Source organism: Arthrobacter sp. NPDC093125 (assembly GCF_044754225.1).
Classification (GTDB): domain Bacteria; phylum Actinomycetota; class Actinomycetes; order Actinomycetales; family Micrococcaceae; genus Arthrobacter.
In genome coordinates this window covers 228,150-253,737 of record NZ_JBIVOQ010000003.1, presented here as the reverse complement: position 1 = coordinate 253,737, position 25,588 = coordinate 228,150, and the positions used below count along the sequence as shown (strand labels likewise).

The following is a 25,588-nucleotide window of genomic DNA, read 5'->3' as shown; positions in this document are numbered from 1 at the left end:
ACCCCCCTCCTGCCCGGGCTCCGGCCCGGGCGCGTTCCCCCCAACGCGCCCGGGCCACCTTCATATCCCCCCACCAGGACGGAATATCCAATGCCGGGCAAAACACTTCCCAACGCATCCGGTTCAGCCGTTCCCGGGCTGGGCCTGCGGCAGAACCTGGCGCAGTTCATGCTGCTCGTTGCCGTCAACGCCTTGGTCGGCGGCACCCTTGGCCAGGAACGCACCGTCCTGCCCCTGCTCGCCTCCCAGGAATTCCACCTCGACCTGTACACCGGCGCGCTGACTTACATCCTCGCTTTCGGCCTGTCCAAGGCCGCGATGAACTACTTCGCCGGCACGCTTTCCGACAGGTACGGCCGCAGACCGGTCCTCATCGCCGGCTGGCTGGCCGCTGTACCGGTCCCGCTCATGCTCATCTTCGGCCCTTCCTGGGCCTGGATCGTGGCGGCCAACGTACTGTTGGGCATCAGCCAGGGCCTTACCTGGTCCACAGCGGTCATCATGAAAATGGACCTCGTCGGACCAAGACAGCGCGGCCTGGCCATGGGCTTCAACGAAGCCGCAGGGTACCTTGGTGTCGCCGTCACCGCGCTGGCCACCGGCTACCTGGCAACCACCTACGGCCTCCGCCCTGCCCCTTTCCTGCTCGGAGCCGCCTACATCGCCCTAGGCCTGGGACTGACAGTCCTCGCCGTCAAGGAAACCCAACACCACGCCAATACCGAGGCCACCCAGCATGCAGAGGCCCGCAGCAGCGCCCACGCAGGACTCACCACCGGCCAGGTGTTCACCCTCACCAGCTTCAAAGACCGCTCCCTTTCCGCAGCAAGCCAAGCCGGCCTCGTCAACAACCTCAACGACGGCCTGGCCTGGGGCCTTTTCCCCGTCCTGTTCGCCAACGCCGGGCTGAACCTAGATCAGATCGGCATCCTCGCCGCCGCCTACCCCGCCGCCTGGGGCGCCGCCCAACTGGCCACCGGCGCCGCGTCCGACCGATGGGGCCGCAAATGGTTCATCACAACCGGCATGCTGGTCCAGGCCGCCGCCCTGGCAGTCACCGCCTCAGCCCATAGCTTCGGGGCATGGCTCGGAGCAGCCATCGTCCTGGGCCTCGGTACGGCCATGGTCTACCCAACCCTGCTGGCCGCTATTGGCGACGTGGCCCACCCTGCTTGGCGGGCGCGATCCGTGGGCGTATACAGGCTCTGGCGCGACGGCGGATTCGCCGTCGGTGCGCTCCTCTCCGGCGTCCTCGCCGACCTCTACGGCATTCCCACCGCCATCGCCGCCGTCGCCGCGATCACCGCAGTATCTGGCGTCGTTGTAGCCGTCCGCATGCGCGGCAACGACCACGCGTAGGACAGTAAGCCATCACAAAAGACCGCCATAAAGTGATCAAATCCGATTTTCGACTTCTTCGGAGGCGGTGACCCTGTCCCAATTGCCGAACGCGGGCGCAGGGTCACCGGACCGGAGGTCGTTCACTGGTCGTCGTGCGCGAGGGATGAGGATAGTTCGCGGTAAACGTTGGCCTGCTCGAGGAGCAGGTGTGCCTTGTCCTCTGCAGTTTGGACGGCGTCCGCCCCGGCGAGGAAACGCAGCGGCGGCTGGTCCTGGGCGGCGATAGTGATGACGGCGGCTGCGAGTTTGGCCGGGTCCCCTCCCTGCTTGCCGTTCATCCCCCTCCAAGCCTCGATGGTGCCGTGGGTGCGCTGGTTGTAGTCATCAATCGAAAGCTCGGGCCAGATTGTCGAGGCACCTTCGACGAGCAGTTCTGTGCGGAAGAAACCGGGGTTCACGATGGTGGTATTGATCCCGTACGGCTCCAGGTCGTATCGGAGGGATTCCATCCAGCCTTCGGTTGCGAACTTTGAAGCGCAGTACGCGGCGACGAACTCCTGGCCGGTGAGCCCGGCGGTGGAGCTGAAGGTGATGACGTGGCCGCTGCGCTGGGCGCGCATAACCGGCAGCACGGCCCGGGTGACATTCACGGGTCCGAAGAAGTTCGTTTCCATCTGCTGGCGGAACTGGTCCGGGCTGATGACTTCGAAGAACCCGGCGTAGAAGTTCCCAGCGTTGTTCACCAGCCTGTCGATCCGGCCAAACCGTTCCACCGCCGCTTCGACGGCAGTCCGGGCAGCAGTTTCGTCAGTGATATCCAGGGACACGGCGAGCAGGTTCTCGTGCTCACCCAGGGCCTTGGAGACGCGGTGCGCGTCGCGGGCAGTGCCGACCACAGCATGGCCGGCGTTGAGGGCGGCACGGGCGATGTCGATGCCCATTCCGCGGGCGGCACCAGTGATAAACCAAACTTCCTGAGCAGTCATGATGTTTCCTTTTCGTGTCGGTGACTGTCCTCAGTCAATCCGGCTGGCAACAGGCAAGGGAGTCCCCGTTTACACGGTTAATGGCAGTGACCCCCTAACGCCGGTTTTTGGGCGTAGCGTCAAAGGATGGACAGCGCCACCGAGATCCGTGAATTCCTGATGACCCGGCGGGCCAGGATCACCCCGGAGCAAGCTGGCCTGCCCGTCTTCGGATACCGCCGACGCCGCGTCAATGGACTTCGCCGCGAAGAGGTTGCCCTGCTGGCCGGGATGAGCACCGAGTACTACATCCGGCTCGAGCGGGGGAACGCCAAAGGCGTCTCGGAATCGGTTCTGGAAGGCATCAGCCAGGCCTTGAAGCTTGACGACGCCGAGCGTGCCCACCTCTACGACCTGGTACGCGCCGCCAACGAAGGCGCCCAGCCGCAGCGTCGTCGCAATGCTCCCCGGGCACAGGACGTACGCCCGGGCGTGCAAAGGATGATCGACGCGATGACCGCCCTGCCCACCATCGTGCAAAACGAACGGCTGGACCTCGTCGCCTCGAACCAGCTCGGGAGGGCGTTCTACTCAGAGATGTACATCCAGCCCCAAAGACCGGTGAACTTCGGGCGCTTCCTCTTCCTCGACCCCCGGTCCAGGGTTTTCTACCGGACCTGGGACGACGCCGCCCGACAAACGGTTGCGCTCCTGCGCAGCGCCGCCGGCCGGGCACCCTACGACCGGGGCTTGAGCGACCTCGTCGGTGAGCTGGCCACCCGCAGCGACGATTTCCGCACTCTTTGGGCAGCCCACGACGTCCGGCTTCACCACTCCGGTTCCAAACAAGTTCACCACCCGGTCGTCGGGGACCTGGACCTGACCTTCGAAGGACTGGAAGTGGCCACCAACAAAGGACTGTCCATTATCGCCTACACCGCCGAGCCCGGCTCCACCTCCCACGACAGCCTCCAACTACTCGCTCACTGGGCCGCAACCAGCAACCAAGCAGCCCAGCACCAAACACCCGAGCCCCGTCCAGCAACTGCAGTGGCCGAAAACACCGAACGAAGCTGACCAGGGGCTGTTCCCTGAGCCACTGCCCGCTCACGGCGAGCGCTACTTCTTCAGCGTGAGAACCAGCTTGGGTGCGGCCGTGCTGCCGGCTTCCTTGGAGTTGAGATCCAGACCGTCGCTGCTGCTGGAGTCCAGGCCCAGTGAGAGCTGTTGGCCGAGCTCGCCGGCCAGGCCGCTGACCGTCAGCGGAATGCTGTAGTTGGTGTTGGTCGTTGTCGGGCCGAGCGTGCCGATGCTGGTGCCGAGCGCCGGGCGGTTGGCGTATGTGATCGCACCCGCTCCGCTCTCCGTCCACGTGTCATTGGCGACCAGCTTGACGTTCTGCCTGCCCGTGGACCCGCTCCCGGCGCTGCGCAGCTGCAGCGTTGCACTTTCCAGGGTCCTGCCCGCATAGGCCGAGAGGTTGAACTTCAAGTACGTGGCCTCCACCGGGCTGTTGTCCACACCCAGCATCGCACTGGTGCCGAAGTTCGTCCCCGCCGCCCCGCTCGACACATAGCTGTCAGCGGTGGCCGTAAGCGTGACCGTCTCGGACGTTACGCCGCCGCCTGCGGCAGCGGTGGTGAAGGTCCACGTCTTGTCCGTCGCCAACGGGTTACCGGCGAGATCCTTCACCCCGGTGGAGCCGCTCCTGATCCTCGCCGTGTACGTCGTACCCGCCGCCAGGTCCGCACCCGGGTTCAACGTCGCAACCTTGTCTGTGCTGTTGTACGTCACAGATGCCGACACCGGCGTGGTCCCAGTCGTCAACGTGAATGTAATCGCCGTGACCGTTGAGGCATCCAGCGCCTCCGAGAACGACCCCGTCACATTCGCCGTCACCGCCACACCAGCCGCGCCAGAAGCGGGAGACATACCCGACACCACCGGAGCCGTCGTATCACTGGGGGTACCGCCGCTGGGGCCCAGCCTGAGCACCAGTTTGGGTGCGGTCGTGCTGCCTGTTTCCTTGGAGTTGAGGTCCAGGCCGTCGCTGCTGCTGGAGTCCAGGCCCAGTGAGAGCTGTTGGCCCAGCTCGCCGGTCAGGCCGCTGACCGTCAGCGGAATGCTGTAGTTGGTGTTGGTCGTTGTCGGGCCGAGCGTGCCGATGCTGGTGCCGAGCGCCGGGCGGTTGGCGTATGTGATCGCACCCGCTCCGCTCTCCGTCCACGTGTTATTGGCGACCAGCTTGACGTTCTGCCTGCCCGTGGACCCGCTCCCGGCGCTGCGCAGCTGCAGCGTTGCACTTTCCAGGGTCCTGCCCACATAGGCCGAGAGGTTGAACTTCAAGTACGTGGCCTCCACCGGGCTGTTGTCGACACCCAGCATGGCACTGGTGCCGAAGTTCGTCCCCGTGGCCCCGCTTGAGACATAGCTGTCAGCGGTGGCCGTAAGCGTGACGGTCTCCGACGTGCCGCCGCCGCCCGCGGGGGCGCCCTGCCGGTCGCGCACGAACACGTCACTGTTGCCGTTGGTGTCGCCCGGCACCAGGTTGCTCGCAGTCGAAGGGAAGGCGACGTAGCGGCCGTCGCCGCTGATCGCGGCCGGCCCGCTGGAGTCGTTGGCCTGTGTGCCGTCGGTGGCGACACTGATCGGTTCGGTGCTGCCCGTCACTCGGTCATGCACCAAGACGTCCCAAGTGAGCGACTGGAACGCGACGTACCGGCCGTCGGCGCTGATCGCGGTGGGCCCGCTAGTGTCGTTGGCGGCGCTAATCAGTACCGTGCTGCCCGTCACTCGGTCATGCAGGAACGCATCCCACGTAAAGCTGGTGTCGCCGGGCACAAGGTTGTCCGCAAACGATGTGAAGGCGACGTAGCGGCCATCGGCACTGATCGCGGCGGTCCCGCTAGGATCGTTCGCCTGAGTGCCGTCGTTGGCGACACTGACCCGTCCGGTGCTGCCCGTCACGCGGTCGTGCACGAACACGTCGTCCGCGTCGTTGGTGTCACCCGGCACCAGGTTGTCCGCTGGCGATGTGAAGCTGACGTACCGGCCGTCGGGACTGATCGCTGCGCCGACGCTTTCGCGGTTGGCCAGGGTGCCGTCGCTGGCGACGCCGACCGGCTCGGTGCTCCCCGTCACGCGGTCATGCACGAACACGTCGGTGTCGTTGTTGGTGTCGCCGGGCACCAGATTGGGCGCTAATGACTGGAAGGCGACGTACCTGCCGTCGCCGCTGATCGCGGGGAAAAAGCTTTTGTCGTCGCCTTGGGTGCCGTCGCTGGCGACACTGACCCGTTCGGTACTGCCCGTCACCCGGTCATGCACGAACACGTCATCCTGGCCGTTGGTGTCGCCGGGCACCAGGTTGGGCGCAAATGACTGGAAGGCCACGTAGCGGCCGTCGGCACTGATCGCGGGCCAGGAGCTGCCAATGGTTCCGTTGGCCTGGGTGCCGTCGCCGGCGACGCTGACCCGTTCCATGCTGCCGGTGTTCCGGTCGTGCACGAAGACGTCCGAACTGTTGTTGGTGTCGCCGGGTACCAGATTGCTCGCAGTCGACTCGAAGGCGACGTAGCGGCCGTCGGCGCTGATCTCGGCGGGACCGCTTTCTGAGTTGGCCTGCGTGCCGTCGCTGGCGACGCTGACCCGCGTGGTGGTCCCGGCCGCGGAGGACGCCGGCGCCGGGACTCCGAGAATGGCGGTGAGAAGAATCAGTGAAACTCCGAACCGTGTCCCTAGTTTGACCCGTGTTATCCCTGGTTCTCGAGCCGATGTCTTCTTCATGATTTTTCGGACCGGGGCGGAGTATGACGATTCGGGGAGACTGCGCACAGACATGGCGTCCTACGTTCTGCCAGTCGCGGGCGTCCCCAGCGCCGAACCGTGAGATGTTCCGATGTTGTTTAGGCCAAAAGAGACTTGGCCAGTGTATGCCCGGGATAAGAGTCCAACCAGAGTGGTGAGGGGCTTCCCGATACCCGTCTTTTCCGCGTGCACTACCCGTATCCCAGCCCGGACTACTCGACCGCATGGCTAGTCTGTCCCCGTGCCGTCAACCCCACCTGGCGTGGATTCGCACGTCGCTGGCACTCCGTTCGCGGTGCAGGACATTGTCCGCAAGATTCTTCCGCTGCCGGGGACAAACAAAGTGCTGCCCTCGCTGTCCCGCATGCGCCGGCTGGGCTTGCACGTAGCGCTGGTCGTTGATGAATATGGTGGCACGAACGGCTTTGTCACGCTGGAAGACCTCCTCGAGGAACTGGTCGGCGAAATCTACGACGAAAGCGGTCTTGAAGCCGGCTTTGGGGGTTGGCGGCAGCTTCGTGGCGTGCCTAGGATGCAATCGTTAGCCGCTGGCGCTACTGCCGCGGGATCACCAACCGTAGGGAGCAAAACCATGGGTTTGGATGACAAGATCGGCAACGCCGCTGAGAAGCTGGGAGGCAAGGGCAAGGAGGCTGCAGGGAACGCCAGCGGCGATGAGAGCCTGAAGGCAGAGGGCCAGACAGACCAGGCCAAGTCGGATCTGAAGCAGGCCGGCGAGAACGTCAAGGACGCCTTCAAAAAAGACTGAGGCACGAAAGCAAAGGGTGTGGCCCATTGGGGGCCGCACCCTTTGTCGTGTCTTTCCAGCCGGCGTTAGCACCGAGGCGCGGGTCTAGGTGCTGGTGGCGTCCTGGACCTCGCCGACGAGTTCTTCGATGATGTCCTCGAGGAACAGCACGCCGGTGGTGTTGCCGTGGGCGTCGAAAACGCGGGCCACGTGGGCGCCGGTCCGGCGCATGGTGGCCAGGGCGTCCTCGAGCTCACCGCCGCTGAAGACGGACGCCAGCCGCCGGATCCGCTTGGCCGGCACCGGCTTGGTGAACTTCTCGGGCGTGGTGAGGTCCATGACGTCTTTGAGGTGCAGGTAGCCGGTGGGCTCGCCGTCGTCATTGGTGAGGATGTAGCGGGAGTAGCCGTGCCGGGCGACGGCCTGCTGAATGTCCGCCGGAGTGGAATCCGCGGGCAGCAGCACCATCTCCTTGATCGGCACCTCGGCGTCCGCTACGGTCTTGGCCGTGAACTCGAAGGCGGCGGTGAGGGCGCCGCTGGTGTCCGTCAGGACACCTTCCCTCGTGGACTGCTCAACAATGGTGGCCACTTCATCCAGCGTGTAAGCGCTGGTGGCTTCATCCTTGGGCTCCACCCGAAACAGGCGCAGAACCGAGTTCGCGATCCCGTTCAGCGTCCAGATGACCGGCTTGAAGATCCGTGCCACCATCACCAGCGGCGGCGCCAGGATGAGCGCTGCACGGGTGGGAACCGAGAAGGAGATGTTCTTCGGAACCATTTCACCCAGAACCACGTGCAGGAAGGTGACCAGCAGCAGCGCGGTGACAAAGGCGATGATGCCGATCGCCTCGCCGGACAGTGAGGTCAGGCCGAGCGGGATTTCCAGCAGGTGGTGGATAGCCGGTTCGGAGACGTTCAGGATCACCAGCGAGCAGACGGTGATGCCCAGCTGACTCGTGGCGAGCATGAGCGTGGCGTGCTCCATGGCCCACAGCGTGGTCTTCGCAGCTTTGCTCCCCGCCTCGGCCTTGGGCTCGATCTGGGAACGGCGGGCTGAGATGACGGCGAACTCCGCGCCGACGAAGAAGGCGTTGACGACCAGGAGGACGGCGAGCCAGACGATGCCGGGCAGATACTCACTCATGGGTCAGCTCCTGGGTCAGGCTGTCGATGATGCGGTCGTGTTCGCTCTTGGGCGGCTCCTGCGAGGCGTCGGGCGTGAAGCGCAGGCGTTCGACGTGGGTGCCTGCCACCCGCTCAACGCGCAGGATGCCGCCGTCGACCTCTACTTCATCCCCCAGTTCAGGGATGCGGTCCAGCTGGTCAGTGACAAAGCCAGCCACGGTGTCATACTCCTCGCCGTCGGGAACCGTGATGCCGGTGCGGTCCAGCAGCTCGTCGGGGCGCAGCGACGCGTCGAAGGTGATGGAGCGTCCAGTGCGGACGACGCCGGTGCGGGCGCGGTCGTGCTCGTCCTCCAGCTCGCCCACGATCTCTTCCACCAGGTCCTCGAGGGTGACGATGCCGGCGGTTCCGCCGTGCTCGTCCGAGACGATGGCAACCTGCAGGCCCTGTTTGCGCAGGAGCCCCAGCAGAGTGTCCACCCCCATGGATTCGGGGACCTGGAGCGGTTTGATCATGAGGTCGGCCGCGGTGACGTTGCTGCGATCCTCAAGCGGCACAGCGAAGGCCTGCTTGACGTGCAGCACCCCGAGGACGTCGTCCCGGTCCCGCCCGATCACCGGAAAGCGGGAGTAGCCGGTGGCCGTGGCCAAACTGACGATCTCCTCGGCCGTGTCCTCGGCATTGACGGCGGTCATGCGCACGCGCGGCGTCATGACGTCCCCGGCACTGTGCTCGGAGAACCGCAGCGTCCGGTGGAGAAGGGCCGCGTGGTCCAGGTCCAGCACGCCCTCCAGGGCGGAGCGGCGCACCAGAGAGCTGAGTTCCTCAGCGCTGCGGGCGCCCGAAAGCTCTTCCTTGGGTTCAATGCCGACGGACCGGATGAGGGCGTTGGCGGTGTTGTTGAACAGCAGGATTACCGGTTTGAAGACCGCGGTGAAGGCTGCCTGGAAGGGCACCACGATCTTGGCCGTTTTCAGCGGCAGCGCCAGCGCGAAGTTCTTGGGCACCAGCTCGCCGATGACCATAGAAAAGACGGTGGCGATGAAGATGCCGGCAACGGACCCGATTCCGGGCACCACTTCCTGGGGAAGTCCGACGGCGGTCAACGGTTCGCTGAGAAGCTTGCTGATGGCGGGCTCAAAGGTATAGCCAGTCAGCAGTGTGGTCAGCGTGATGCCGAGCTGCGCACCGGAGAGGTGGGTGGAGGTTATTTTGAGGGCTTTGATGGTGGGGGCGAGGCGCTTCTCGCCGCGGGCCTGGCGTGCTTCGAGGTCGTTGCGGTCCAGGTTGACCAGCGCGAACTCGGAAGCGACGAACAGGCCGGTGCCGACCGTTAGGAGCAGGCCGACGCCGATCATGATCCACTCATACATTCGGGCGCCCCTCTCCGGTGATGACCGTCGAATCGGTCAGTTCGTCGAGGGGCCAGGGCATGTGTGAAGGAGGGTCATCCATAGTGCATTCCATTCTATCGGTGCTGCGGTTCGATTCGCTGAGGGTGAACTTTTCCAGTTGCCCGGCCACCGCCGCCTGCGAGGAGCCGGTCGCCCGGAACTGGCTAGACTGACACCGTGCCGTCAACCTCTCCCGATCCACGCCCCACACCTGGCAGAAGCCGGCTCGCCGAAAAGCTGCTGCCCGGCGGCACCGAGCCGGACCCCCGCTTCACCTTGGCCAACGAACGGACGTTCCTGGCGTGGATCCGCACGTCGCTGGCACTCCTCGCCGGCGGCATCGCCGTGGAAGCGTTCACCTCGGACGTGTTTCCCGAGCCTGTCCGCCGCGGGCTGGCAGTCCTGCTCCTGCTGCTTGGCATGCTGCTCAGCGCGGGCTCGGCAGTGCGCTGGCTGCGGGTGGAAGGCAGCCTGCGCACCCAGCGGCCGCTGCCTTTGCCGCTGATCGCTCCCTTGCTCGCCGCCGGCTGCGCCGTCGTGGCCGCCGCGGTGATCGCCGTCGTCGTTCTGGCCTGAACACCGTGGACGAAAAGGCGGGCTCCGCCCCTCTTCCGGGTGACGCTCCCCTACCTGGCGAGGCTGCACTGCACGGCGATCCCGGGCTGCAGCCAGAGCGCACCGCGCTCGCCTGGGGCCGGACGGTGCTGACGCTGATCGCCGCCAGTGCCATTTGCCTGCGGTGGCTCCCCGAGCAGGGGCTGTTCGTGCTGACGCTGTTCGGCCTCACCGTCGCCACAGGAAGCGCCATCTACCTCACCCAGCGGCGGCGCTACCGGCGCAGCGCGGCGGGAATCAAGGCTGAACAACTGGCGCCGGACATCGCCGCGGTCTTCTGGACGGCTGGCGCATGCGTTGTCCTGGGGGCACTTGGCGTGTGGCTGGTGCTGGTCTGACTTGGAGAGAAGGTCCGCGGTTGGGTTAGGATTTTCTTATCAAGGGGAGTACTCCCGTCTGTGATTGGCCCGTCAATACGGATGCAACGAAGCATCCCGGGTCATCGGTTCCGGTTTCACCCGGACGGAGGAGACCTTGGCGTGTCCGTCCAGCGCCTAGCCCCTTGGGAGCACCCCTATGCAAGTCACGCCCCTGATCTGGATCATCACACTTGCTGTGACAATCCTGTTCTTCGTCTACGAGTTCTTTGCCCATGTGCGCAAACCCCACGAGCCGTCCATTGCCGAATCGGCGCGCTGGTCGGCGTTCTACATCGGGCTCGCGCTGCTGTTCGGCGTGGGGATCGGAGTGGTGTCGGGATGGACGTTCGGTGGTGAGTACTTCGCCGGTTACCTTACGGAGAAGGCACTGTCGATCGACAACCTGTTCGTCTTCCTCATCGTAATGGCCGGGTTCGCGGTGCCGAAGATGTACCAGCAGAAGGTGCTGATGGTCGGGATCATCATCGCCCTCGTCCTCCGCGGCGGGTTCATCGCCATTGGAGCAGCCCTGATCCAGAACTTCTCCTGGGTCTTCTACATCTTCGGTGCCCTGTTGCTCTTCCTGGCGTACCGGCAGGCGTTCAGCAGTCATGACTCCAATCCGGCCGAGGGCAGGTTCATGAAGCTCGTGCGCCGGGTCCTTCCTGTCACCGGCGTCTACCACCAAGACAGGCTCACGGTAAGGGAGGGCGGTAAGCGCTTCGCCACGCCGATGCTGCTCACGATCATCGCGATCGGCTTCGTCGACCTCATCTTCGCGGTCGACTCGATTCCCGCTATCTACGGCCTGACTAACGAGGCCTACATCGTCTTCACCACCAACGCGTTCGCGCTGATGGGGCTGCGACAGTTGTTCTTCCTTGTCGGAGGATTGCTCGAGCGCCTGGTCTACCTCGCCCAAGGACTGGCCGTCATCCTCGCCTTCATCGGCGTGAAGCTCGTATTCCACGCCCTACACGTGAACGAGCTCCCCTTCATCAACGGCGGCCAACCTCTCCTCTGGGTTCCTGAGATCCCAATCTGGTTCTCGCTGCTCTTCATCGGTGCCACCATCGTCGCCGCGACCGTCGCGAGTCTATTCAAGACCCGCTATGGCGAGAACCGGGACGACCACGGACTGGTTCACGGCGAACCGGTGATCACCGTCGCCCCACAGGACCGGGATGAGGATTCCCAGGCGGACGAGAAGACAACTTCCACTGCAGACAGGTCGAAGTAGGTGCCGCACCGGCGGCTGTGACACGGGCGGCCCGCAGTGCTTCAGGACCTCTACTTGGTATTGGTGTGAAGCTCTGCACGGATGCGCGGGAGGGCCCTAGCTGGTGTGAAAGCTCCGCCTGTACTCCGTGGGCGTGGTGGAGAAGGCCGTTGCAAAGTTCTGCCGGAGGGTCACGGCGTTGCCGAATCCGCAGTCAGCTGCGACTTGATCCACGGACAGGTCGGTGGTCTCGAGAAGGCGCCGGGCAGCGTCGAGGCGCCGGGCGCGTATCCACACGGACGGCGTTGTCCCCGTTGTGGCCCTGAAGGCGCGGATGAACGTCCGGCGGCTCATGTGCGATCGGGCGGCGAGACGGTCGATGCCGAGCGGTTCGCCGAGGTGGCCCAGTGCCCACTCGAGCAACCGCGCGATCGGGTCGTCAGTGGAGCGCGGTGGAACCGGATGCTCTATGTACTGGGCTTGGCCGCCCTCCCGGTGCGGGGCGATGACCAGACTGCGTGCCACCTGGTTTGCCGCGTCCGCCCCGAGACGGCCCCGCACGAGGTGCAGGCAGGCGTCCAGTGCGGATGCTGTGCCGGCCGAAGTCAGAATGTCACCGTGATCGATGTAGAGCACCGACTGATCGAGGGAAACGTCAGGGTGCCGGACGGCGAGCGATTCAAACGCCTGCCAATGCGTGACCGCGCGGCGCCCCGACAAAAGACCGGCGTCCGCTACGGGGATGGCGCCAAGACAGAGCCCCAGGATGGTCACCTCACGCCGGTGCGCCTCCTGCAGCACCCGTCGCAGCACGTCGCTGGGAGGACGGCCGTCGTCAAACCAGGAAGGCACAACGACGACGTCTGCCGCCTCCCCCGCTTCGGGCCCCTGGACCTCTCCCAGCTGATAGCCTTCGGTCGTCCGAATGTGGCCCGCTTGGTCCGAGAAGAGAACGGTGTTCCATTCAGCGAGTCCCTGACGCGTGACCTCGTCGAAGACCATCTGTGGAACGGCGAGGTGGAACATGGTCACCCCGTCGAAGGCGTACACCGCTATGCGCATTTGCTTCCCCTGCTCCTCCTTGGCCCGATTCCATCGTATATGGGCACCTGTGCCACTGTCGGCGGCTGCAGGTACAGCGAAGGATGGAAGGACTGCCATTAGGCGGTCAGCAATACCACTATCTGGGAGAACAAAATCATGACCACGCCTCGCCGCGCCCTCATCCTCATCGACGTGCAGCAGCAGTACTTCAGCGGCCCCCTCGAAGTCCACTACCCACCGCACCAGGAATCCCTGCCCATGATCACGCGGGCTGTGGACGCCGCGAACGCTGCAGGCATTCCCGTTGCGGCCGTCCAGCACAGCGCAGGTGAAGGCGCCCCGGTCTTCGCACCCGGGACGCGGGGCTTCGACCTGCACCCCGAGATCGAACGCCGCCGAACCGATGCGTGGAAGAGCGTCGTTAAGCAGTACGGCTCCGTTTACGCCGGCACCGACATCGCTGGTTGGCTGCGCCAGCACGACGTCGATACGGTCACCCTCGTCGGGTACATGACCAACAACTGCGTCCTCGCTTCGGCAGTGGAAGCCGAGTTCCTCGGCTTCGCCACCGAGGTTCTCTCGGACGCCACCGGTGCAATCAACCTCGCCAACGATGCAGGTTCCGCCGATGCAAAGACCGTGCACACAACGCTGCTCGCACTGCTGCACTCCAACTGGGCCGCTGTCAGCACGACTGATGCTTGGGCAGAGGCCCTCAGCGCCGGGCAGTCACTCTCGAAGAGCAACCTCGGCAACTCCGCCGTGGCTGGGACGGAGCGGCTGTCAGTGGCGTAGCTAATCGTGGGGCTGCTGCTTCGCTTTGGTCGGCGGGGCCGTGACGCTTCGCTCACCAAGGCGACGCGCCGCCGTCGTACTTCCTTCGCACTCTTTCTTCGCACCTCGCCGCACTAACGCGACTTCAGCGGGTCCTCGCGCAGCATCGCTTCCATCTCGTCGATGAGCCCGTCCACACCGGGCGACGCCGCTATCGCCGAGCCAATCCGCTGGCTCCCAGCCTTGTAGCGGCCGTCGCTCAGGACCTTCCGCACGGCGTCGCGGATGGCGTCCGGCTTGGGTCGGCCGGTCTTGAGGTTGATGCCCGCGCCGGCCCACGCCACCCGGGCCGATCCCTCCGGCTTGTCCTCGGTGTCCCCCGCAACCACGATGGGCACGCCGTTCTCCATCGCGTAATGCAGGCCCCCGTAGCCGCCGTTCGTGACATAGACGGCGACCTTCGGCAGGAGTTCCGCATCCGGGAGGAACTCGGCGGCGCGGGCGTTTGCCGGGAGCGGAGGAAGCTCGGACAGGGGACGGCGTCCCGTGCTGACCACCACGGTGACGTCCTCCTCCTTGAGCCCTTCAAGCGTGGGGCCCACCAGGGCGGTGAAGTCCTCGTTCGAGACGGTTCCCTGGGTCACGTAGACCACCGGGCGCGAGCCGTCCAGGTCGCCCCACCAGTCGGGCTTGGCGCCTCCCGAGACCCCGTGCCGGGCCATCGGCCCGAAGAAGCGGAGGTTGTCCGGGGCGTCCGAGCGCGGATACTCAAATTCCTCCACCGTGAACTGCGCGAACAGATCGGCCTTACGTGGCCAGTCAAGGAAGAACGAACCGTCGAGGCCCACGCCGCCGAGCTCGCGCATCCTGGCGTCCACCTGCCGCTGCGTGTCCTTGAGCGCGACGTTGCTCACGAACCAGTTCAGGGCCCTGTTCCGCAGACGCGACACCGGCCCTTTTCCCGGCATCAGTCCGAGCCCAAAGGGTGCGCAGTCCCGGCTGGAAAGGGTCACGGGCAGGATCCCGCAGGCGATCACTGGCGGCCGGCTCCCCCGGGGCTGCCGGGCGAGGATGGACGTCGCCATGAAACTGATCTCCGCCAGCACGACGTCCGTCGGCTCGGCCGCTATGGCTGCCCTCAACGGCTCGTACTGCCCCCGGGCAGGGTCGATGACCAGCAGCCGGACGCCGTCGCGGATTGCCTGCAGGCCGGTGGCATCCGTGGACCTCGGCGGCTCCTCGGCCCCGGGCCCAAGCGGCAGGAACTCGGCGCCGGCGGAGCGCACGGCCTCCTCGTACTTTGGTCCGGTCAGGAACCGGACCCGGTGCCCGCGGGCAATCAGCCGCCGCGCCACCCCCAGCATCGGTGAAACGTGACCGTCATGGGGAGCGCTGCACACGATCACTGAAGCCATGGGTGGAGCTTATGCCCTGCAGGGGTTTGGAAATAGAGCGCGGGTGTCTAGTTCGGGGGCGTCCGTTTCGGAGCAGGTGGCGCATTCCGAACGGCGAGAGAACGCATTGATGGCGGCCCGTACAACGGCAGTGCAAAAGCGACCTCCTAGCCAAGATCAGCTGCGAGGTGGATGATTCGGGGTGGGTGCTCCGAGACAGCACGGGCGCGCTACCGTCCGGGACGTCTGGACCACCTCCAGCAGCCGTACCGAAACGGATGCCCGATCATCGCACTGCCCGACCATCTCACTGACTGCAGCGGTCACGGCCGGCAATCACCAAGCCTCTAGACAACCCCTTCCATCCCCGGAAAGAGGACCACCAGTGGACCCAACCAGTCATGCAGCAGCGATTCCCGGACCCACCCGAAGAAGCGGACAGGGCGCCAGCCTGGCACCCCCTAACCGCTGGTTTGTGCCGGCAGCCCTGATTCTGCTCACCCTCATCCCGCTGCTGGCCGGAGGTGCACGCCTGACCGAACTGTCCGCGGGCGCCGATATCACCCCCAAAAACGCCAGGTTCTTCGACTCGCCCCTCCCCGTGGTGACCCATATCGTCAGCGTCACCGTCTACTCCCTCCTGGGAGCCTTCCAGTTCCTTCCCGCCCTTCGCCGGGGCAGGCGGCCCTGGCACAAGGCCGCCGGGCGGATTCTGATACCCGCCGGCCTGCTCGCGGCCCTCTCCGGTTTGTGGATGGCCCTGTTTTACGCGCTGCCGCCCAGCGACGGAGTCATTCTCCTCATCCTCCGACTGGTCTTCGGCACCGCCATGCTGGCCAGCATCATCCTCGGGATCCTCGCCATACGGCGCCGGGACTTCACCGCACACGGCGCCTGGATGACTCGCGGCTATGCGATCGGGGTGGCCGCTGGCACCCAGGCCCTCATCCTCATCATCCCCGAACTGCTGACCGGACCGCCGGACGTGACCACCAGGGCCATCTGCATGGGCTCCGCCTGGGTCATCAACCTCGCCGTCGCCGAATATGTCATCCATCGGCGCGCCCGGTACCCGGAACGGGCCGCACGGGCCGCGCAGAGAATCGCCGCACCCGGAGCCGGGGCTGCACGATGAGGGCCGCGGTGTACCGGAAGTACGGGCCCGCCAACGTTGTTCAGGTCCAGGACGTCGCCAAGCCAGCTCCTGCGCCCGGCGAAGTGCTCATTAAAGTCCACACAAGCACGCTCAGCGCCGCAGACTACCGGGCCCGGACCCTCGATGTCCCCCGGGGCCTGCGGATACCCTCAGCACTGTCCCTGGGCATCTTCCGGCCCCGGACACCGATCCTCGGCATGGACGCCGCCGGCGTCATCGAGGCTGTCGGCGCAGCCGTCACCACCTTCACCCCCGGCGATGAGGTGATTGCGATGCTCGGAGCCAGGTTCGGCGGCCACGCCGAGTACGTCACGGTCCCGCAAAACGGAATTATTGCCACTAAGCCCCGCAACATGAGCTTTGAGCAGGCCGTGACCCTGGTCTTCGGCGGGCTTCCTGCCCTTGGATTCATGAAACACGCCACCATCAAGCCCGGCGACAGCATCCTCATCAATGGAGCCTCCGGCGCCGTCGGCACAGCAGCAGTCCAGCTCGCCAAACACTTCGGGGCCGACGTCACCGGCGTCTGCAGCAGGGACAAGGCGGAACTGGTCGCGTCCCTGGGCGCAGACACGGTCATCGATTACTCCACCCACGATTTCACCGCGGACAGCAGAACCTACGACGTCATCATGGACTGCGCCGGCAACGCGTCCTTCGAACGTGTAGAAGGGCTTCTCAGGCCAGGCGGGGCACTGCTGCTCGTCATCGCCGACCTCAAGGCAGTCCTCCTGGCCCGCGCCAGAAGCCGAAGAAGCGGAAAGCTGGTGGTGGTCAGCGCCGGCAAGTACACGGCCGAAGACCTCGCCTTCCTCGTCGCCCTTGCAGAATCCGGGGCCTACCGTGCGGTCATCGACCGGACCTACGACCTGCCGGACATCGTCGAGGCGCACCGCTTTGTGGAATCGGGACGGAAAAGGGGCAACGTCGTTGTACGGGTCGCCGCCACCACCTCCTCCCCTGCGCCGCCGGATCCCTGAGGAGCCAGCCAGACCGGGTGAAGCGGGCACGTACTGGTTTCACCGGCTGATCCATGCTGGACTGGGCCCGGACGGTAACCGCCGTCCCTGCACGCCTCAGGTAGCCGCTCGAGGGCGGCCCGCTGTGTATCGGGAAGGAACACTGCTATGGCCACTCACAAGATCGGATACTTCGTTGGCAGCCTCGCTAAAGGGTCCATCAACCGGACGCTCTCCCAAGCGCTGATCAGGCTCGCACCGGAAAAGCTTGAGTTCACCGAGATCCCAATAGGGGACCTGCCACTCTACAGCTACGACTACGACGCGGACTTCCCACCTCAAGCCCGAGCCCTGAAGGAAGGGATCGAAGCCTCTGACGGCATCCTGTTCGTCTCCCCCGAGTACAACCGGTCCATTCCCGGCGCCCTGAAGAACGCGATCGACTGGGGGTCCCGGCCCTGGGGCACGAATTCATTTGCCCGCAAGCCCACCGGCATCATAGGAGCCTCGCCGGGAAATATCGGCACGGCGGTGATGCAGTCCTCGATGCGGGCGGTGCTGAGCTTCCTGGACGCCCCGCAGCTGAACGCGCCCGAGGTCTACCTGAAGTTCGACGCCGCGGCGTTCGGTACCGACGGCGAAGTCAAAGACGAATCCACGGAAGCATTCCTGCGGCACTACATGGATGAGTACTGCGCCTTCGTCGAGCGCGTCCTGGCCGCGAACGCGCCCGGCCACATCGGTGATCAGGACCCGGAGACGAGCAAGTAGCACGGGCTGCCGGGCATCTGGCCGCTACCGGCGAAACGCCCCGCAACTCCCGCCAGAGAGTACAAAAGGTGATTGCCGCCGTCGTCGTGAGATTCAGCTGAGATCGTGGAGATCCCGGACGGTAGTGCGGGTGAAGGCCGTCAGGGGGTCATCTCGGCCCGCCGGAACCGCAGCTCGCGCAGGGCAGCTTTCAAGGGTGAGCCGGTGAAGGGCAAGGCCGTCAGGTCGATGGCTGCGGCCGCCCTCAGGGCGAGGGTGTTGGCGGCGGCGGCTGCCCGCGCGGGAAGCCCGATGGCGGCTGCAAATTCCTGCCAGTGCCTTGCCCTGAGCCCTTTAACCTTGCCAGCGACGGTGAGGGCCAAGGTGTCATCGCCGTAGAGCAGCGTGCAGGGGATGTCATAGACCGGTGCCACCGCCCAGGCGCCATGCCTGCCGGCAAGGACCGCAACGTTCTTCGCGTGCAGATCCCCGTTGCCCGTCAGCCACGCCAAAACAAACTGTAGGTACAGGTTCCGCACGGCCACCGGCCTGGCCCTGCACGGCCCGGCCAAGCCGGTCACCGCCTCCTCCGAGCTCACGGCGTATTTGGACGCCGGCGGCAGGTTGAGGACCTGCGCGGCATCTTCCAGCGGCAGCCGGACCGGCACGTCGTCATCCTTGCCATCTTTGACCTCCTTGCCGTCCTTGCCATCCTTGCCATCCTGGATCCGGTCGAAGCGTTCGACGAGCAGCCCGGGCATGCCGTTCCGGTCGGTAACGACACGGTGCGCGGCCACGGGGACCTTCAAGCCCTTGGCCCCTGCCAGGTGCGCAGCCTCGTTGACCACCAGGTTGGGGTGGAGCGGCGGGTCCAGCTGGAGCAGGTACCGCCTGCCGGCGAGTGCAAGCGGGGTGGTCAACATGGAGGCGCTGGCCTTGTTCTGGACGCCCGGCAGCCCATGCAGATCCACGGCATCAGCCAGGGCGGCGAAGTCCAGGTCCTCCGGCCTGGAAGTATCGGCCAGCGGCTTCGGCTCCACGGGCGCCTTCCCCGCGGGAACGATCTGGACGTCGCCGGGGACATCCGCTCCGATGGCCAGCAGCAGGCTGAGCTCGTCCGCCAGGCTCGTCTTGACGGCATCTTTGAGCACGGTCAGGCGGTGGCCTTCAGGCAGGAGGCCGCTGAAGAAGGCCGGGAGCGCTCCGTTCGGGGACTCCACGGGATCCTGCGTGAGGGGCAGGGTGGTGGCGACCGGACTGGTTCCCGATGTGAGATAGCCGGACGCGTAGGAAAAGACGACGCTGCCGCGATCTGTCCGGTCCAGATGACCGGCCAGCACGCCGGCCTTATAGACGTCCGCGTTGCGGACAAACTTCAGGCGCCCCAGTTCCTCAGTACCGGTTACCTCAGTCATCGGTCACCCTGAGATGAAGTCCGACGGCGTTCGCTGCCGCGGCGACCGTGAGCAGGGACGGGTTGCCCCTCCCGGTCTCGATGGCGTGGACCGTCCGCGTGGAGGTGCCGATCAGGTCGGCAAGGGTCTCCTGGGTGATGCCCGCGCCTTTGCGGGCACGTCGGATGCTCACCCCAATGGTCTTGATGTCATCCATCACTTCGCCCTGCTTCGGAAATATATTGCTGATCTAGCCGTGACTGGTTCCCAGCCTGCCCGACTTCCCGCGAATCTGCAAGATATTTCCGAAAGTTTGAGGAAGTGCCTTTCCTGCGTTCGTTGGTATGGGAAGCAGAAACATCTTTCCGGTCTTCTTATTGTCTCAGTGGGATTCGGGCTCACGGATTTTGGAGCGCTTGACCGGCAGCAGGATGCGGCTTGCCTCGAGGCGCACGCGTTGAACCTCGGCTGTGTGGTGGCTTTGAGGCGATGGCTTAAATGTCACAGGCTGCCGTCATGCTGTGGGTATGGATGACAAGGCGATAGTGGAGACGTTGGAGGGCATAGAGTCCTCCGTCGCTGCGTTGGCTGTTGTTTTCCGCCCCGCTGGTTTTGTCGTCAGTGCCGACGGCGGGGCCGCCGACGGCAGCACGTCCGCGGCGGGCGCTGATCCCCTGAGCGGTGCTGACGCTCCTTCTGGGCAAGATCCTTTGCGGGATCAGGCGGACGCGTTTTTGGATGGCCTGGCCGGGGTGGCCGGGTTGGAGGCCCGGCTGGCGGCGCTGAAGGTTCAGCTCATCGCCGCGTACGCCGCCGCTGCCGAGGCCCTGGCGGCGCAGGCTCGTTCCCCGCAGGAGCGCACCGCCCAGCAGATGGCCGTGACCGCCGAGGTCGCCGGCGTGCTGACGGTGAGTGAACGCACCGCCGGGGCGCTGCTGTCGGACGCCCGCACCCTGACCACCGGGCGGCCGCTGGCGCTGGCCGCGCTGGGATCCGGGACTATTTCCTGGCTGCACGTACGGATCCTGTGCGATGAAACAGCCAACCTGGAACCGGCCGCCGCGGCGGCCCTGGAAGCCCACTTCATGGATCCGGACGCGCCCGGTGCCGCCCGGGGCTGCCCGGCGGGGGAGCTGGTGCCGGGCAGGTTCCGCGTCAAGGTGCGCGCCTGGCGGGAGCGGCACCATCCGGTGAGCATCGAAACCCGGCACCGCAGGAGCGCCGCGGACCGGCGGGTGGAGTACGTCCCGGACCGGGACGGGATGGCCTGGTTCTCGGCGTACCTGCCGGCCGACACCGCGGCCGCCATCTGGAACCGGGTTACCGACGCGGCCCGGGCCCTGCAGGGTCCGGGCGAATCGAGGACGTTGACGCAGCTGCGCGCGGACGTCACCGAAGGCTGGCTGCTGGGCGGCGTGGCCGAGGGAATCCCGTCACCGAAGGCGCAGGTGCTGGTCACCGTGCCGGTGTTCTCGCTGATCGGTGTTGGGGAGGAACCGGCCACCCTCGACGGGTACGGCCCGATCCCGGCATCGATGGCACGAAAGCTCGTCGCGGACGGGGCGACATCGTTTCTGCGGGTGCTGGTCGATCCGCGGGACGGCGCGCCGCTGGAGATCGGCCGCACCAGTTACCGGCTGACCACCCCGATGCGCCAATGGCTCCGGCTCCGCGACGCGCGCTGCACGTTCCCCTGCTGCAACAACCCGTCCCTCGACAACGACGCCGACCACATCCTGGCCTGGTCCGACGGCGGGACCACCGGAATCAGCAACCTCGGGCAGGCATGCCCCCGGCATCACCGCCTCAAACACAGCAGTCGCTGGAGGCCGGTCGGCGCGACCCATGACAGGCCACCCGGATGGCTCTCACCGGCCGGGCGGTACTACCCCAGCGAACAACAGGACTGGGAACCACCCCACTGGCCAGAAAATCTTGAGCCGGACCGCCTCGAGGAACCGGAGAGCCCCGACTGGCCGGACAGCCTCGAGGAACCGGACAGCCCGGAGTGGACGGGCAGCATTGAGGAACCGGATAGTCCAGGCTGGCCGGATAGCCTCGGGGGCATTGATCCGCCGCCGCCACCAGATCCACTGACCGTGGATGCCTTGCCAGTAGATCCAATGCCCATGGATCCCTTGCCATTGCCCGTGGATCCCTTCCCCGACTGGGCACAATTCACAGCCGCCTAAGCAGAGCAAAGAACGGTCTGCGCCTGTGGCGTTACTGTCACGGCGCCTCACGGCGCGGGAGTCCCGGCGGTGCGCGCGTCCGCGCAGCTGCCGGCCGCCGTCGTTCTCTGTTCTGCGATTTCCGATAACCTGTGGAGCAGACGACGGCCTGTCCACAGGCTCAGGTGCACTCCCTATGAAGCCGAATCTTGACAGGCGGACAGCCACTATCGAGTCAGTGCCGGGTGTAGCAAGATAACCGCATGAAAAAAGTTATGATCGCCGGATTCACAGCGGCAATTATGGGTTTTGGCGCAATTAACTTTGCGGCCGCCAGCACCGCAGCGGCCCCCGCTCCCACAGAAAGCCCGTCATCTTCTGTGAAAGGCCAAATCATCGTCAAATTCCGCGACAATGGCGCCGCGGCCGGCCTGCTACGGCAGCACGGACTCAGCGAGGGGACGGGTATCGGGAGCACTGGCGCTCACCTGATCAAGGTACCCGCTGGCAAGGAAGGTCAGCTCATCCAATCCCTGAGCAGGAACCCGGCGATTGAGTACGCCGAGCCGGACGAGCTCGTCACTGCCACCACAGCTGACGACTACTACTTCGATCGCCAGTACGCTCTGCACAACGAAGGCCAGGCATTTACCAACACCAAAGGCGACATAGGAATAGCCGCAGGCAAAGCCGATGCCGACGTGGACGCTGCCGAAGCGTGGGGCGTCGCGACCGGCAGCGGCATTAGGGTTGCCGTTCTCGATTCGGGTGTGGACCTCAACCACGAGGACCTCTCATCGAAGGTTGTTGCGCGCGCCAACTTCAGCGGTGCTGCATCCGCCGATGACAACTACGGCCACGGCACCCACGTGGCCGGCATCGTTGCCGCCGTGCACAACAGTGATGGAGTGGCCGGTGTGTGCCCAGGTTGCACCGTCCTGGCCGGCAAAATCCTTAACGACAGCGGAGTGGGATCCAGCTCCGGCCTTGCGAACGGTATCAACTGGGCGGTCAGTAATGGCGCCAAGGTGATCAACATGAGCGTGGGAGTGCGGGCGTCACGCACTCTCGAAACTGCCGTCAATAACGCCTGGAGCAAGGGTGTGGTGCTCGTTGCGGCAGCAGGCAACGGCGGTAACCAAACCAAGATCTACCCGGCGGGATATCCGAACGTCATTGCCGTCGCCGCAACTGACAACAAGGACGCCAAAGCATCCTTCTCAACCTACGGAGCCAGCTGGGTGGACGTCACAGCACCCGGCGTCAACGTCTACTCGACCTTCCCGAACCACCCCTTCTACCTGGCCAAGCCAAACAACCGGTCCCTGAACTACGACGTCGGCAACGGCACCTCGATGTCCGCGCCGATGGTCGCGGGCGTAGCCGCGCTTGCCTGGAGCTCGAATCCCAGTGCCACGCACACGTCAATCCGCGCCAAGGTCGAATCAACCGCCGACAAGATCTCTGGAACGGGCACCTACTGGGCACATGGCCGCGTGAACGCATTCAAGGCCGTCAGTCCGCAGTAGCTTGTGGGCGGCTTCGTCCTCGTTGAAGCTATCCCTGGCCCGTCCGGATCCCCCGGGAGCCGGATGCACGATGCTGGGGTTCGACGAGGCCGGTGGGGACCGGTGCTGCAGCACAGCCGGAGCAGCACTCGTCCCCCGCCGCCGGACTGTCAGCGGATTCAGCCGAGTGCGGGACCGTGCAGCAAACGTCGCCCTTCCATGCGTTGATGCCTTCGCGCACGGCGATGCCGGCGATAACGAGAGCGGCGCCGGCGTCGGCCCACCACCACCCCAGGGTGCTGTTCAGCACAAGGCCAACCAGCAGGACCCCAGACAGATAGGTGCACAGCAGGGTCTGCCTGGAATCGGCCACCGCTGTTTTCGAGCCCAGTTCCCGGCCCGCCCGGCGCTGCAGCCAGGACAGGACGGGCATCACCGCCAGGCTCAAGGCAGCGATTACGATCCCGGGAGTTGAATGCTGTGCTTCTCCGGCACCGGCAAGGGAACGGACGGCGTCGACGGTTACAAAGGCCGCCAGCGCGAAGAAGGAGAGGGCGATGATCCTCAGCGTCAGGTGTTCCCGCCGTTCGGGATCCTTCGCGGAGAACTGCCAGGACAGGGCGACGGCGGAGGCCACCTCGATCACCGAGTCCAGCCCGAACCCGATCAGAGCCGAAGAGTCAGCGACACTTCCGGCCCACAAGGCAACCGCAGCTTCGATGACGTTGTAGGTGATGGTCGCCGCAGCGAAAATCCGGATCCGACGTGTCAGCACTGCGCGCCGGGAGGGCGCCGCCGCCACATGCACTGCGCTCATGCCAGGCACGTCCCGTCCGGAGCGCAGCAGACCGGATCGACCGCCAGGACAACCCCGAGCAGGTCGCGGATCGCGTGGCCGAGCTTCGGGTCGGCCAACTCGTACCTTGTCCTTCGCCCGTCCGGAACAGCCACAACCAGGCCGCATCCCTTCAGGCACGTCAGGTGGTTCGACATGCTCTGGCGCGAGACCCCCAGCGTCTCGGCAAGGTCGGAAGGGTAAGCCGGCGCATCAGCCAGGGCCAGAAGGACGCGGGCACGGGTCGGATCTGACACCGCGAAGCCGAACCTGGCCAACACGGGCGCGTGGGTGAGCGTCTCCATGGGGCCAAAAGTACACTCTGCTATGTATTCACGCAAGGCTGTACTTAACCCTACGCCTGCCTCTGGCGTGAGCAGCGCACAGGCGTCGGACACTCGCCAATGCTGTTAGCGCACGACGGGGCAGCCACTAGCGATGAATTCCCCAGTGACATGGCGGAACCTCCCTATCAGGCAGATCGGCCTCCAGTTCCACCATTGGCACCTGTCGGCACCCATCTGAACGTGAGGCTCGCCGTACCGCGGTTCCGTGGAGAAACCGTCGCGCGTAAAGTGTTGCTATCCGCCGTGACCAGCTGCAGACGAGACGCCGAGCGGACGACGATTCGTCCTTCTGGACGTTCGGCCGTCACGGCGGCTGATCAATGCGTACTATCGGGATGCCACGGTAAGACAATGGAATCATCGAGCCCCACGCAGGGAAAGAAAGCTGAACAGCCGCACATTGCGATCCTGGGGGCTGGGCCGTCGGGACTGGTCTTGGCGATTGCACTTGCCCGCCGCGGACTGCACTCAACAGTCTTCGAACGTGACACACATCCCGGTGTTGCCCCGCGCTTCAACCCCGACCGCTCCTACACAATCGACATCTCCGGCCACGGGTTGAAGGCTCTCCGCTACATTGATGCGTGCTCCGAGTTCGACGAAAGAATGATCCGGTTCAAGGGCTTGAAGATCCCAGGGAGGGGAACCGAAGAATGGACCCTTCCGGGATGGACTGGATCAAGGGGGGACATTCTCCGGGCGCTCATGGCGGCTATTGAAGAAAAGCACGGCCGCTGGGTGGACATGGAGTTTGAAAGCCACGTCGACGTCGCTGACGCGCAAGCGGGAACCCTCACTGTTTCGGCGAGGTCCGGACCCGCGACCACTAGAAAGTTCGACCTCATCATCGGTGCAGACGGCGCCGGTTCCACGATACGCACCGCGCTGCAGGAGCAAGTGCCGGGATTCAGCGTCGAGGCCAAGTCCTTCCCCAACTACTGCACCATGATCGAACTGGACAGGGTGGGTGACCGGCTGGACAGGAACTACCTGCACGGATTATCCACCCGCCCGTTCTGCGTTGCTGGAGCCATCAAGGGAGACGCCGGACCCGAATCGTCCAGGTGGTTCTGCGCCGTCGGAACCAAGGACCCCCTGACATTCGCTTCAGCTCAAGAGGCCCGGCAGTTCCTCCAGGAACGCTGCCCGCGGGTGTTGGAGTTCGCCGGCGACGAACAGGTGGATGCCTTCGCCAAACGTACGTGCTACCACATCGGCCGCAGCCTGAACTGCTCACAGTTCCACGGCGGAAAGGCGGTACTGATTGGAGATGCGGCCGCCCCGTATCCACCGATTGGCCAGGGGGTAAACGGTGCCATGGAATCAGCCATGACACTCGACCGGTGCATCGGCGAAGCCGGCAACCAGCCGGGCCAGCTGGCGGAGGCGGCGCGACGCTACAGCGCGACTTGGAAGCCCGAGGCGGACGCCGTGTCATGGATCAGCGAACGAAGCCTCTTTGAAAACCGCTTCCACACAATCCGTGCCCTGGCGACGTCGAGGCTTGGCCTGAGCATCTTCGATCAGGCCAAAAGCGCGGACGTTCCCTACTCGGAGGTCAGACGCAAAGCTGAACGCCTCTGGCCGTTATGGGCCCGTTAGTGCACGGAGGTAGTCCAAGGGGCAGGAACCTACGCGATTTCGAAACTTCCCTCTTCGTGCAGACCGGAACGATTGACCG

General features: G+C 65.3%; 23 protein-coding genes and 1 pseudogene. 14 read left to right on the top strand and 10 right to left on the bottom strand.

Going from position 1 to position 25,588, the window contains the following annotated elements; genetic code table 11:
• Window positions 1-90 precede the first annotated feature (90 nt).
• On the top strand, window positions 91-1,359 hold the full coding sequence (locus ACIP9X_RS08435) for an MFS transporter (RefSeq protein WP_400479268.1): 1,269 nt from the start codon (window positions 91-93) through the stop codon (window positions 1,357-1,359).
• A gap of 122 nt (window positions 1,360-1,481) precedes the next feature.
• On the opposite strand, the gene ACIP9X_RS08430 is transcribed toward ACIP9X_RS08435, so the two are convergent.
• Window positions 1,482-2,327, bottom strand: coding sequence for an SDR family oxidoreductase (locus ACIP9X_RS08430; RefSeq protein ID WP_400479267.1), 846 nt, complete (start codon window positions 2,325-2,327; stop codon window positions 1,482-1,484).
• Window positions 2,328-2,453: 126 nt separating this feature from the next.
• Here ACIP9X_RS08430 and ACIP9X_RS08425 point away from each other — a divergent pair, with 126 nt between their 5' ends.
• Window positions 2,454-3,383 carry a helix-turn-helix transcriptional regulator gene (locus ACIP9X_RS08425; RefSeq protein ID WP_400479266.1) on the top strand — a complete coding sequence of 310 codons (930 nt, stop codon included), beginning with the start codon at window positions 2,454-2,456 and terminating at the stop codon, window positions 3,381-3,383.
• Window positions 3,384-3,425: 42 nt separating this feature from the next.
• On the opposite strand, the gene ACIP9X_RS08420 is transcribed toward ACIP9X_RS08425, so the two are convergent.
• A complete protein-coding gene (locus ACIP9X_RS08420) occupies window positions 3,426-6,092 on the bottom strand; it encodes a DNRLRE domain-containing protein (RefSeq protein ID WP_400479265.1) in 2,667 nt (888 codons plus the stop codon).
• 316 nt (window positions 6,093-6,408) lie between these two features.
• On the opposite strand from ACIP9X_RS08420, the pseudogene ACIP9X_RS08415 reads away from it, so the two are divergent.
• Both ACIP9X_RS08415 and ACIP9X_RS08410 read left to right on the top strand, forming a co-directional pair.
• A pseudogene (locus tag ACIP9X_RS08415) lies at window positions 6,409-6,591 on the top strand (CBS domain-containing protein); the annotation flags it as partial.
• A gap of 114 nt (window positions 6,592-6,705) precedes the next feature.
• On the top strand, window positions 6,706-6,882 hold the full coding sequence (locus ACIP9X_RS08410; RefSeq protein WP_400479497.1) for a CsbD family protein: 177 nt from the start codon (window positions 6,706-6,708) through the stop codon (window positions 6,880-6,882).
• Between the two features lie 84 nt (window positions 6,883-6,966).
• On the opposite strand, the gene ACIP9X_RS08405 is transcribed toward ACIP9X_RS08410, so the two are convergent.
• Both ACIP9X_RS08405 and ACIP9X_RS08400 read right to left on the bottom strand, forming a co-directional pair.
• Window positions 6,967-8,007: a hemolysin family protein gene (locus tag ACIP9X_RS08405; protein ID WP_400479264.1), complete on the bottom strand. Its 1,041-nt coding sequence runs from the start codon at window positions 8,005-8,007 to the stop codon at window positions 6,967-6,969.
• Window positions 8,000-9,361 carry a hemolysin family protein gene (locus ACIP9X_RS08400; protein ID WP_400479263.1) on the bottom strand — a complete coding sequence of 454 codons (1,362 nt, stop codon included), beginning with the start codon at window positions 9,359-9,361 and terminating at the stop codon, window positions 8,000-8,002. The genes ACIP9X_RS08405 and ACIP9X_RS08400 overlap by 8 nt, the downstream gene beginning before the upstream one ends.
• Window positions 9,362-9,559: 198 nt before the next feature.
• Between ACIP9X_RS08400 and ACIP9X_RS08395 the strand changes: the two genes are divergently transcribed.
• From ACIP9X_RS08395 to ACIP9X_RS08385, 3 genes are all read left to right on the top strand, one after another.
• Window positions 9,560-9,958 (top strand): YidH family protein, encoded by a 399-nt coding sequence (locus tag ACIP9X_RS08395; RefSeq protein ID WP_400479262.1) that lies wholly within the window; start codon window positions 9,560-9,562, stop codon window positions 9,956-9,958.
• Between the two features lie 5 nt (window positions 9,959-9,963).
• Window positions 9,964-10,335: a DUF202 domain-containing protein gene (locus ACIP9X_RS08390; RefSeq protein WP_400479261.1), complete on the top strand. Its 372-nt coding sequence runs from the start codon at window positions 9,964-9,966 to the stop codon at window positions 10,333-10,335.
• 178 nt (window positions 10,336-10,513) lie between these two features.
• Entirely contained in the window at window positions 10,514-11,596 is a 1,083-nt protein-coding gene (locus ACIP9X_RS08385; protein WP_400479260.1) for a TerC family protein, read from the top strand.
• Window positions 11,597-11,692: 96 nt separating this feature from the next.
• Here the strand turns inward: ACIP9X_RS08385 and ACIP9X_RS08380 are convergent, their stop codons facing one another.
• On the bottom strand, window positions 11,693-12,637 hold the full coding sequence (locus ACIP9X_RS08380; RefSeq protein ID WP_400479259.1) for a GlxA family transcriptional regulator: 945 nt from the start codon (window positions 12,635-12,637) through the stop codon (window positions 11,693-11,695).
• Between the two features lie 138 nt (window positions 12,638-12,775).
• On the opposite strand from ACIP9X_RS08380, the gene ACIP9X_RS08375 reads away from it, so the two are divergent.
• Window positions 12,776-13,414, top strand: coding sequence for an isochorismatase family protein (locus tag ACIP9X_RS08375; protein ID WP_400479258.1), 639 nt, complete (start codon window positions 12,776-12,778; stop codon window positions 13,412-13,414).
• Window positions 13,415-13,527: 113 nt separating this feature from the next.
• On the opposite strand, the gene ACIP9X_RS08370 is transcribed toward ACIP9X_RS08375, so the two are convergent.
• Window positions 13,528-14,808 (bottom strand): glycosyltransferase, encoded by a 1,281-nt coding sequence (locus ACIP9X_RS08370; protein WP_400479257.1) that lies wholly within the window; start codon window positions 14,806-14,808, stop codon window positions 13,528-13,530.
• A 364-nt stretch (window positions 14,809-15,172) separates the two neighbouring features.
• Between ACIP9X_RS08370 and ACIP9X_RS08365 the strand changes: the two genes are divergently transcribed.
• The 3 genes from ACIP9X_RS08365 (at window position 15,173) to ACIP9X_RS08355 (ending at window position 17,673) form a co-directional block, all read left to right on the top strand.
• On the top strand, window positions 15,173-15,922 hold the full coding sequence (locus ACIP9X_RS08365) for a DUF2306 domain-containing protein (protein ID WP_400479256.1): 750 nt from the start codon (window positions 15,173-15,175) through the stop codon (window positions 15,920-15,922).
• The gene (locus ACIP9X_RS08360) at window positions 15,919-16,923 is read left to right on the top strand and encodes an NAD(P)-dependent alcohol dehydrogenase (RefSeq protein WP_400479255.1); all 1,005 of its coding nucleotides are present in this window, start codon (window positions 15,919-15,921) and stop codon (window positions 16,921-16,923) included. The genes ACIP9X_RS08365 and ACIP9X_RS08360 overlap by 4 nt, the downstream gene beginning before the upstream one ends.
• Before the next feature lie 147 nt (window positions 16,924-17,070).
• On the top strand, window positions 17,071-17,673 hold the full coding sequence (locus ACIP9X_RS08355; protein ID WP_400479254.1) for an NADPH-dependent FMN reductase: 603 nt from the start codon (window positions 17,071-17,073) through the stop codon (window positions 17,671-17,673).
• A gap of 140 nt (window positions 17,674-17,813) precedes the next feature.
• On the opposite strand, the gene ACIP9X_RS08350 is transcribed toward ACIP9X_RS08355, so the two are convergent.
• Together ACIP9X_RS08350 and ACIP9X_RS08345 are read right to left on the bottom strand one after the other, a co-directional pair.
• Window positions 17,814-19,067, bottom strand: coding sequence for a type II toxin-antitoxin system HipA family toxin (locus tag ACIP9X_RS08350; RefSeq protein ID WP_400479253.1), 1,254 nt, complete (start codon window positions 19,065-19,067; stop codon window positions 17,814-17,816).
• Complete coding sequence (locus ACIP9X_RS08345; RefSeq protein WP_400479252.1) at window positions 19,060-19,263, bottom strand: helix-turn-helix transcriptional regulator; 204 nt, start codon at window positions 19,261-19,263, stop codon at window positions 19,060-19,062. The genes ACIP9X_RS08350 and ACIP9X_RS08345 overlap by 8 nt, the downstream gene beginning before the upstream one ends.
• A gap of 310 nt (window positions 19,264-19,573) precedes the next feature.
• On the opposite strand from ACIP9X_RS08345, the gene ACIP9X_RS08340 reads away from it, so the two are divergent.
• Together ACIP9X_RS08340 and ACIP9X_RS08335 are read left to right on the top strand one after the other, a co-directional pair.
• A complete protein-coding gene (locus ACIP9X_RS08340; protein WP_400479251.1) occupies window positions 19,574-21,238 on the top strand; it encodes a DUF222 domain-containing protein in 1,665 nt (554 codons plus the stop codon).
• Window positions 21,239-21,480: 242 nt separating this feature from the next.
• A complete protein-coding gene (locus ACIP9X_RS08335; protein ID WP_400479250.1) occupies window positions 21,481-22,746 on the top strand; it encodes a S8 family peptidase in 1,266 nt (421 codons plus the stop codon).
• A gap of 28 nt (window positions 22,747-22,774) precedes the next feature.
• Here the strand turns inward: ACIP9X_RS08335 and ACIP9X_RS08330 are convergent, their stop codons facing one another.
• Window positions 22,775-23,542 (bottom strand): cation diffusion facilitator family transporter, encoded by a 768-nt coding sequence (locus tag ACIP9X_RS08330; RefSeq protein ID WP_400479249.1) that lies wholly within the window; start codon window positions 23,540-23,542, stop codon window positions 22,775-22,777.
• Window positions 23,539-23,865, bottom strand: a complete 327-nt coding sequence (locus ACIP9X_RS08325; protein WP_400479248.1) for an ArsR/SmtB family transcription factor — start codon at window positions 23,863-23,865, stop codon at window positions 23,539-23,541. Before ACIP9X_RS08325 ends, ACIP9X_RS08330 begins: the two co-directional genes overlap by 4 nt.
• A 393-nt stretch (window positions 23,866-24,258) precedes the next feature.
• Between ACIP9X_RS08325 and ACIP9X_RS08320 the strand changes: the two genes are divergently transcribed.
• Entirely contained in the window at window positions 24,259-25,509 is a 1,251-nt protein-coding gene (locus tag ACIP9X_RS08320; RefSeq protein WP_400479247.1) for an FAD-dependent oxidoreductase, read from the top strand.
• The last annotated feature ends 79 nt before the right edge of the window (window positions 25,510-25,588 follow it).